This window comes from Streptomyces sp. S6 (assembly GCF_054880855.1).
In genome coordinates, this window is record NZ_JBTYMC010000065.1 from 18680 (window position 1) to 27649 (window position 8970).

The window sequence follows — 8970 nt, forward strand, 5'->3', positions numbered from 1 at the left end:
CGCGGCGTGTCGGACAAGGTGATCTTGCCTGCCGGCGAGTGGGCATGTTCATGACTTTGCCAAGTCGTGGGGTGGGGGTGGGGGACGCGCGCCTGAGGGGGTGCCTCCGTATGCCGTCTGGCGGGTGCGGCGCCTTCGTGGCTTGTCGCGCCCACGCGGCGGAGCCGCATATCGATACGGCCCCGCGCCCCTAAAGAACAACTACGCTTCCGGCGTTTCCTGCGAGCCCTCCAGCACCTCGTCCGCCACCAACTCCGCCGCCTGCTTCGCCTCCGACAGCAGCACCGTGTCCTGTGGAGCCTGGTCCTCGAAGTTCTCCGGGTGGTGGCACGCCACCTGCTGGCCCGGGATCAGTTGCAGCAGCGGGGGCTCCGTCGTGCGGCAGATTTCCGTGGCCTTCCAGCAGCGCGTGTGGAAGCGGCAGCCGCTCGGCGGGGAGATCGGGGAGGGGACGTCGCCGCGGAGGAAGATGCGTTCGCTCTTGGCGCCTCGGCGTTTCGGGTCCGGGATGGGGACCGCGGAGAGCAACGCCTTGGTGTAGGGGTGCATCGGGGACTTGTACAACAGGTCCCGGTCCGCCAACTCCACGATCTTGCCGAGGTACATCACCGCGATGCGGTCGGAGACGTGCCGGACGACCGAGAGGTCGTGGGCGATGATGACGTACGTCAGGCCCAGCTCGCTCTGGAGGTCGTCCAGCAGGTTCACCACCTGCGCCTGGATGGAGACGTCCAGCGCGGAGACCGGCTCGTCGGCCACGACCAGCTTGGGGTTCAGGGCCAACGCGCGGGCGATACCGATGCGTTGACGCTGGCCGCCGGAGAATTCGTGCGGATACCGGTTGTAGTGCTCGGGGTTGAGACCGACCACCGACAACAGGCGCTGCACCTCGGCCTTCACGCCGCCTTCCGGGGTCACCCCTTGCAGCTTGAACGGCGCGCTGACGATCGTCCCGATGGTGTGCCGGGGGTTCAGCGACGAGTACGGGTCCTGGAAGATCATCTGGACGTCCCGGCGCAGCGGGCGCATCCCGGCGGCGTTGAGGTGCGTGATGTCCTTGCCCTCGAACTCCACGCTCCCGCCGGTCGGTTCGAGGAGCCGCGTGATGAGCCGGCCCATCGTCGACTTCCCGCACCCGGACTCGCCGACGACCCCGAGCGTCTCCCCCTTGCGGACCTCGAAGTCGATGCCGTCGACCGCGCGCACGGCACCGGACTGGCGCTGAAGGAGGCCCTTGCGGATCGGGAAGTGCTTCTGGAGGCCGGAGACCTTGAGCAGGACCTCGGGCGTCTCATTCACAGCATCGCTCACAGCTTCGGCGCAATCTCTTCGGTCCAGATCCGCTCCCGCTGCTCCTTGCCGAGGTGGCAGGCGGCCCAGTGTCCGCCGCCGACCTCGGTCAGCTCGGGCCGGACCGTGCGGGTGACGTTGTCCTTGGGGAGATCCGCGTACGGGCAGCGGGGGTTGAAGGCGCAGCCGGACGGGATGTTGATCAGGGACGGCGGGGCGCCCTTGATCGGGATGAGGCGGTCGGTGTCCTCGCGGTCGAGACGCGGCATCGAGCCGAGCAGCCCCCACGTGTAGGGGTGCCGTGGCCCGGCGAACACGTCCTCGGCGGACCCGCGTTCGACGCACCGGCCGCCGTACATGACGAGCAGGTCGTCGGCCATCTCCGCGACGACCCCGAGGTCGTGCGTGATCATGATGACCGCGGAGCCGAACTCCTTCTGGAGGTCGCGGATCAGGTCGAGGATCTGCGCCTGGACCGTCACGTCGAGCGCGGTGGTCGGCTCGTCGGCGATGAGGAGTTCCGGGTTGTTGACGAGCGCCATGGCGATCATCGCGCGCTGGCGCATACCGCCGGAGAATTCGTGCGGGTAGCCGTCGACACGCTTGTCGGGCTCGGGGATGCCGACCCGGTCGAGCATCTCGACGGCGCGCTTACGGGCTTCCTTCTTGGTGACCGGGTGGTGGACCCGGTACGCCTCGACGATCTGCTGGCCGACCGTGTAGTACGGGTGCATCGCGGACAGCGGGTCCTGGAAGATCATCGCCATCTTGCGGCCGCGCAGGTGCCGGACCTCGTCGGGGTTCGCGCCGATCAACTCCTGGCCGTCCAGCCAGACTTCGCCGCTGACGCGGGCGTTCTTGGCGGAGCGGTGCAGGCCCATGAGGCCCAGCGAGGTGACGGACTTGCCGGAACCGGACTCGCCGACGATGCCGAGGGTGCGACCCCGGCGGACGTCGAAGCTGACGCCGTCGACGGACTTGACGAGGCCGTCGTCCGTGTTGAAGTGGATCTTCAGGTCGCGGACCGAGAGGAACGTGTCCTCGGGAGCGTCCGGCGCATCGCTGACCGGCTCCCCCGGTGCCGATTTGTCGAGCTTGCTCACGAGTACCTCACCCGGGGGTCGATGGCTGCGTACACCAGGTCGACGACGAGGTTGCAGAAGACGATGAAGAAGGCGGCGACCAGGGTGACGCCCATGACGATGGGCAGGTCGTTGTCCCGGATCGACTGGACCGAGTACGCGCCGATGCCCTGGAGGGAGAAGACGGTCTCGGTGAGGACGGCGGTGCCGACCAGGGTGCCGAAGTCCATGCCGAAGATGGTGACGATCGGGGTGAGCGCGGCGCGCAGGCCGTGCCTGGTGACGACCGTCGACTCCTTGAGGCCCTTCGCGCGGGCCGTGCGGATGTAGTCCTCGCCCATGGTCTCCAGCATGCCTGCCCGGGTGAGCCGGGCGTAGAGCGCGGAGAACAGGAACGCGAGGCTGATCCAGGGCAGCAGGAGGTGCCAGGCCCACTCCGCCGGGTTCTCGGTGAAGGGGATGTAGTCGATGGAGTCCCAGATGGGGACCTCGTACACGAACAGCGCGCTGAGGATCTGCCCGGTGAAGAAGATCGGCAGCGAGACGCCGGCGAGCGCGACGAACATCGAGATGCGGTCGACGGGGCTGCCCTTGCGCAGCGCGGAGACGACGCCGGTGGTGACACCGAAGATCAGCCAGATCACCGCCGCGCCCACGGCGAGCGAGAAGGAGACCGGGATGCGCTCGGTGAGCTGCGGCCAGACCTCGACGTGGCTCTTGAAGGAGTAGCCGAAGCAGGGCGCGTCGCAGTGGGTGGCGTCCGGGCCGAACTTGTAGTCGGCGCCGACGAACAGCGCCTTGAGGAAGTGCCAGTACTGGGTGTAGATGGGCTGGTCGAAGCCCAGGTTCTTCTTGACCGCGGCGACCGAGTCGGGGTTGACGTCCTTGCCGACGTACTGCGCGGCGAGTTGGTCGGGGGTCTGCCCGCCCAGCCTGGGGACCAGGAAGAAGATCGCGAAGGTGACTGCGCTGACCACCAGCAGCAGTACCAGGGCGCCGAACACGCGCCGGATGATGTACGCAGCCACAGCTGTCCGGCTCCGGGCGGCGGGGTCGGATCCTGTCCGTCCCCGCCACCCGGAACCTTCACCTGCCTTTCGAGAAGATTCCGGGGTACCGCTACTTGGAGGAGCTCATCAGCAGGTAGTCGTACATACCCAGGTACGCCTGGGTGACCGTGACGTTCGTCGCGGACGCCGGGCGGAAGAGCAGGTTCTTGCGGTAGAGGGTCGGGACGACCGTGGCGGTGTCCAGGACCATCTTGTCGATGTCACCCCACGCCTTGGTGCGGGCGGCGGTGTCGGTGTTGGCGATCGCGGCGGCCAGGGCGGCGTTGATCTTCGGGTCGTTCAGCTCCATCAGGTTGTTGCCGCCCGAGGGCTTGATGGCGGAGCCGTTGACGATCTGGTCGAGGAAGCCGAAGCCGGTCGGCCAGTCGGCACCCCATGCCATGGACAGCATGCCGAGCTTCTGCTGGTGGACGTAGGACGGGACACCCGCGAAGTTCGAGAAGTACTTGCCGGCCGGGAACTGCCGGATCTCGACGTTGATTCCGTACTTCTTGAGCGACGCCTGGACGGCGGTGGCCTGCGCGACCTCGGCGGGACGGTCGGAGCGGGCGGTCAGGATCGTGCTGAAGCCGGTCGGCTTGCCGCACGCGGTGAGGAACTCCTTGACCTTGGCCGCGTCACCCTTGTTGCCGGCAGACGGGTAGGTGTCGAACTTGGTGTACCCGTTGACGGACGGCGGCAGCAGTGTGGTGGCGATGTCGCCCTTGGGAGCGCCGCCGGCCGCGTCGAGGATCGACTGCTTGTCGACCGCGTACTGCACGGCCTTGCGGCAGTTGATGTTGTTGAACGGCTCGACGTTCTGGTTCAGCGCGATGTACTGCGTGGCGCCGGCGTACGAGCTGTCGGTCTGGTTGGCCTTCTTGCCGCTCAGCACCTTCGGCTGGGTCGCGGCCTGGACGCCGGTACCGGCCGCGTCGGCGGTGACCTTGTCGGAGATCAGGTCGTTGTCGATCGTGACCGCGTTCACCTTGAACTTGATCGTGATCTTGTCCGGCAGAGCCTTGCGGATCGGGTCCGTCTTGGCGTCCCACTTCGGGTTGCGCACGAGGGTGGCGCTGCGGCCCTCCTCGTACGACTCGAACTGGTACGGGCCGGAGGAGACCATGTGCTGGACGTACTTGGCGCCGTCGTCCTTCGCGGCCGGCACGGGGGCCGTCTGCGAGAAGGTCGCCAGGTAGTCGAAGTCCGCGAACGGCTGCTTCAGCTTGAAGACGATCGTCTGCGCGTCCGGGGTCTCGATGGACGCGAGCCCGTTCGGGTTCTTGTCCTTGTAGGGACCCTGGTACTTGTCGCCGCCGACCAGGTACGACTTGAAGTACGTCGGCCCGTTGGAGAGCACCTCGGGCGCGAAGTTGGAGCGCTCGATGGCGTACTTGACGTCCTTGGACGTGACCGGGGTCCCGTCCTGGAACTGGACGCCGGCGCGCAGCTTGTACGTCCACGTCTTGGCGCCGTCGCTCGGCACACCCAGCGACTCGGCCAGGTCGGGGACGACGGTCAGGCCGTCCTTGCCCGCGGCCGGCTTGAACGTGGTGAGCGTACGGCCGTACAGGCGCGAGAAGTTCTGCACCCAGCCGTAGTACGTGTTGCCCGGGTCGAGGGAGTCCGCCACGTCGGAGTGCTCGAAGCTGAGGGTGCCACCCTTCTTGTTCGAGACGTTGACGATGGAGGTCAGACCCTCGTCCTTCTTGCCCTTGGCCGAGCCGCCGCTGTCGCTGCCTCCGCCGCAGGCGGATGCGCCGAGCGAGATCGCCAGGACCGACGCGATCGCGGCGGTCACCCTTCTCGTCTTCACCGAGGAAAGCCCCCTCTGTCGATGTGGATCACTTGCTGTGGTCACTTGCTGCGCGGGTCGAGTGCGTCGCGCAGCCCGTCACCCAGCAGGTTGAACGCCAGGACGGTGATGAAGATCGCCAGTCCGGGCACGAACATGTACTGCGGATCCGCGGTGTAGAGATCCACGGCGTTGCTGAGCATCCCGCCCCACGAGGCCTGCGGCGGGGCGATGCCGACTCCGAGGAAGCTGAGGCTGGCCTCGAAGAGGATGTTCGTCGGGATGACCAGCGTCGAGTAGACGAGGATCGGTGCGACGAGGTTCGGGAGGAGCTCCCGGAAGAGGACGTACGGACCGCGCGCGCCCAGGCTGTGGGCGGCCTCGACGAACTCCCGCTTGCGCAGGGTCATCGTCTGGGCCCGCACGATCCGGCCGATGTAGGGCCAGCTGAAGAAGCCGATCACGAAGATCAGGACGCAGATCCGCAGCGGGAGCCCGTTCAGCCCGAAGAAGCCGTCCTGCACGGACGCGGAGATGGCGATGGCGAAGAGCAGCAGCGGGAAGGCGAGGAAGGTGTCCATCGCCCGGCTGATGAGCGAGTCGATCCAGCCGCCGTAGTAGCCGGCGACGACGCCGAGGACGGTGCCGATGGCCACCGACAGGAGGGTGGCGCCGCCCGCGACGAGCAGGGAGACCCAGGAGCCGTCGATGATGCGGGCGAGCATGTCGCGGCCGTACTGCGGGTCCACGCCGAGCGGGTGGTCCCAGCTCATGCCGCCCCAGCCGCCGATGGGCGCCTGCATGGCCGGATCGATGAGGTCCTGGTTGAACTCGTTGGGGTCGAGGCCGAAGATCGCCTCGATGGGCTTGGCGAGGATCGCCATGAGGACGAGGCAGACCACGACGATGCCGCCGGCCACGGCCAGCTTGTCGCGCTTGAACCGGGTCCAGGCGATCTGGGTGAGTGAACGCCCTTCGATCTGACTCTGTTTGGCCCCGGCGAGCACGGCTTCCGGCTGTGCTCCGGCCTCCGACCCGGTGGTCTCGATCGGTGCGGTCACAGTGCACTGACCCTTCCCGCCGGCGGTGACCGGCCTTACTCGCGTCTTATGGGAGGCGAGTCTTCAACGCGCTCGTGATCACGCGCCAGATGTGGCGGCGAAAGTATGCACAAACGTGATGCCGACGGGAAGATTCCGCTATCCGAACACCGGGTAACGCCCCCCGGACGACGGCAATTTGGGAAAAAGGTGCGAGGGGACTTTTTAGGGTGCACGCTACGCGCGGAGATGAAGGAGCTCTGAAGTGACGGGCGTGTTTCGTGAGATGACGGTCCGTCAGAGGATCAGTACGCGCCGGGGGTTGCCGGATAGCCGTAACCGGCCGCCGGGGACTGCGGGGCCGGAGCGTGCGCCTCACGGTCGTAGAACGGGCGGGCGTTGGCGCGCATCCACATGACGACGGGGTCGTACTCGTCGGTCATCGCGACCGTCGACACCGGCAGGCCGTCCGGGACGGCGCCGATCGACTGCTGCATCATCGCCCGCACCGCGTCCACCGACTGCGGGGACGTGTCGTACACGTCCAGGCCGATCGACAAGTAGGGCTGGCCCAGAGCCGGTTGGACCCAGGCGCGGCGCAGGGCGCGGATCGCGGGGGTGCGGTGGGCGTTCTGGCCCAGGAGGGCGTAGAAGTGCGGGAGTTCGACCTGCGGGTCGGACAGCCGCAGCGGGCCGGGGGGCTGGCGGTCCAGGCCGGTGGCGATTCTGCGCAGGTCGGCCCAGGGGACGCCGACGCCGCCGCCCGGCGCGTGCGGGTTCAGCCACAGGCCGTGGCGGTCCGGGTAGAGGGTGCGGGCCGCGTCGAGGCCGTCCACCACTTCGTACGAGCGGTTCCAGCCGCTGGCCGAGAGCTCCTGGGCGGAGGTGACGGCCGGGGCGTACGCGTGGCCGTCGACCTCCATGGAGCCGTACTGGGCGTCCGGGGAGCCGGCCTGGCCGTGCCACAGGAGCATCCAGATCTGGCCGGTGGTGGGGGTGGAGAGGGCGCGCAGGAGTGCCTCGTAGGCGTCGTAGCGGCCAGGCGTGACCTGGCGCAGCGTGTGCTCGACCTGGCCGGTCGCAGCGGTGCCGCTCACGCTCACGCCCACGTTTCTACCGCCCCTTCGTGAGTTATCCCGTGTGTGTTGTTGCCCTGCGTCGGGGTCAAGCTTAAGCGCCCACCGGGGGTTCGCCGGTTGTGTGTTCGGCGGGTGCGCCCCGGGGTGGTTCAGGTTCCGTGTGTGTAGAAGGGCCGGACGTTCGTCCTCATCCACACACCCACCGGGTCCTCCGCGACGTCCAGCAGGATCAGGTTCACCTGCCAGCCGATCGGGACGCGGCCCAGTGCCCGGCCCAGCGCGTCCAGGGGGCGTTCCCTGAAGTCGCCGTCCCACTGGGCGAGTTCGACGCCGACGAACATCACCGGCGCCGAGGTCTCGATCGCGGCGAGGCAGCGGCGGGCGGTCAGGACGACACCGGTCGCCTCGAACTCCTTGGACGCCTCGGCGAGGAACTCCATCGGGTCGTCCTGCCAGTCCGGCTCGAAGAGGCGCACGCGCGCGCCGGAGGCGGTGCCGTCGAGGACGGTGCGCCCGGCCCGGCAGAGGTCGGCGACCGCCTCCGGCGGAAGGGGGACGCCGACGACGCCGTCGGGGTTGAGGGCGATGCCGACCTGCGGGGGCAGGCCACGGGCGAACTCCACCGCCGGGGCGATGGTGAACGACATGTGGGAGCCCGCGACTTGGCGGAACTGCTCCTCGGAGGTGAAGACGGGGACGTATGTCTGGCCGCCCAGGTCGACCGTGGGCAGGTCGAGGGGGCCGGTGCGGGGGCCGCCGCCGTTGGGCAGGGGTATCCACAGGAAGCTGCGCGCGAGGACCTCGATGATGCGGGCCCCTGCGGACGGCACGTTCAGGGAGGCGGAGAGCACCTCCTCCAGTTCGTTGCCCGGCCAGCCGCCGTGGGGATAGGGGTGTGCGGGGGCCGGGAAGTCGGTCGGGAGGTCCGCCGGGAAGTCCATCTCTGTCTACCGCCTGCTGGGAACCGCTGTATGAAATGCGCCGTGTAAGAGGAAAAGCTTAAAGGCGTACCGGACGGCACGGGGTCAGCCGAGCGTGAACAAGGTCAGCCCCGCGTGAACGCGACCCTGCGCAGGACGTCCACCGCGTCCCGGTCGAGCAGCACCGCGGCCTCGCAGCCGTCCGGCAGCTTCCCCTTCTCCACCGCTCCGACCAGGCGGGACGCCGCGTGCCGGTGGCGCAGGAAGGCGTACCGGGAGACGCCCCGGCCCCGCTCCCGCTGGCCCCGCAACGCCGTGTCCGGCGTGACGTCCAGGAGCAGGAGGTGCAGGGTGCCGCCACGGCGGCGGGCCTCCCGGGCGAGCCAGGCCCGCACCCAGGACTGCGTGCCGCAGTCGTGGACGACGACGCCCTCGCCGGAGCGCAGGGCCCGCCACAGGCCCGCATAGTGGGCGAGGCGGACGAGGGGCCGGTAGACGGCGTAGGGGAGGAAGCGGGGCGCCTTCGCGTCCCAGCGGTCGCGGGTGTCCTGGGAGTCGATCCGGGCGCCGTGCACCGCGCGGCGCATCAGCGTGGACTTGCCGCTGCCGGGCAGGCCGGTGACGACGACGAGGTCGCGGGGGCCGAAGAGCAGGGCGTGCGGGCTGCGGCCGGCGCGGTCGCGCAGGTCGCGGACGACCGGTGCGGGGCGTTCGG

7 protein-coding genes and 1 pseudogene are annotated in these 8970 nt (G+C 68.7%); all 8 read right to left on the reverse strand.

What is annotated here, in order from left to right; genetic code table 11:
* Window positions 1-204 precede the first annotated feature (204 nt).
* A pseudogene (locus tag ACVNF4_RS12095) lies at window positions 205-1338 on the reverse strand (ABC transporter ATP-binding protein); the annotation flags it as partial.
* A complete protein-coding gene (locus ACVNF4_RS12100; protein WP_461802755.1) occupies window positions 1308-2393 on the reverse strand; it encodes an ABC transporter ATP-binding protein in 1086 nt (361 codons plus the stop codon). The gene ACVNF4_RS12100 and the pseudogene ACVNF4_RS12095, both read right to left, overlap by 31 nt.
* The gene (locus ACVNF4_RS12105; RefSeq protein ID WP_461802756.1) at window positions 2390-3400 is read right to left on the reverse strand and encodes an ABC transporter permease; all 1011 of its coding nucleotides are present in this window, start codon (window positions 3398-3400) and stop codon (window positions 2390-2392) included. Before ACVNF4_RS12105 ends, ACVNF4_RS12100 begins: the two co-directional genes overlap by 4 nt.
* Before the next feature lie 91 nt (window positions 3401-3491).
* Window positions 3492-5237 (reverse strand): ABC transporter substrate-binding protein, encoded by a 1746-nt coding sequence (locus ACVNF4_RS12110; protein WP_461802757.1) that lies wholly within the window; start codon window positions 5235-5237, stop codon window positions 3492-3494.
* Between the two features lie 41 nt (window positions 5238-5278).
* Complete coding sequence (locus ACVNF4_RS12115; RefSeq protein WP_461802758.1) at window positions 5279-6277, reverse strand: ABC transporter permease; 999 nt, start codon at window positions 6275-6277, stop codon at window positions 5279-5281.
* A gap of 284 nt (window positions 6278-6561) precedes the next feature.
* The gene (locus tag ACVNF4_RS12120) at window positions 6562-7359 is read right to left on the reverse strand and encodes an enhanced serine sensitivity protein SseB C-terminal domain-containing protein (RefSeq protein ID WP_461802759.1); all 798 of its coding nucleotides are present in this window, start codon (window positions 7357-7359) and stop codon (window positions 6562-6564) included.
* Window positions 7360-7484: 125 nt separating this feature from the next.
* The gene (locus tag ACVNF4_RS12125) at window positions 7485-8276 is read right to left on the reverse strand and encodes an enhanced serine sensitivity protein SseB (RefSeq protein ID WP_461802760.1); all 792 of its coding nucleotides are present in this window, start codon (window positions 8274-8276) and stop codon (window positions 7485-7487) included.
* A 104-nt stretch (window positions 8277-8380) separates the two neighbouring features.
* Window positions 8381-8970, reverse strand: a 590-nt coding sequence (locus ACVNF4_RS12130; RefSeq protein ID WP_461802761.1) for an AAA family ATPase, incomplete at its 5' end; no start/stop codon positions are given.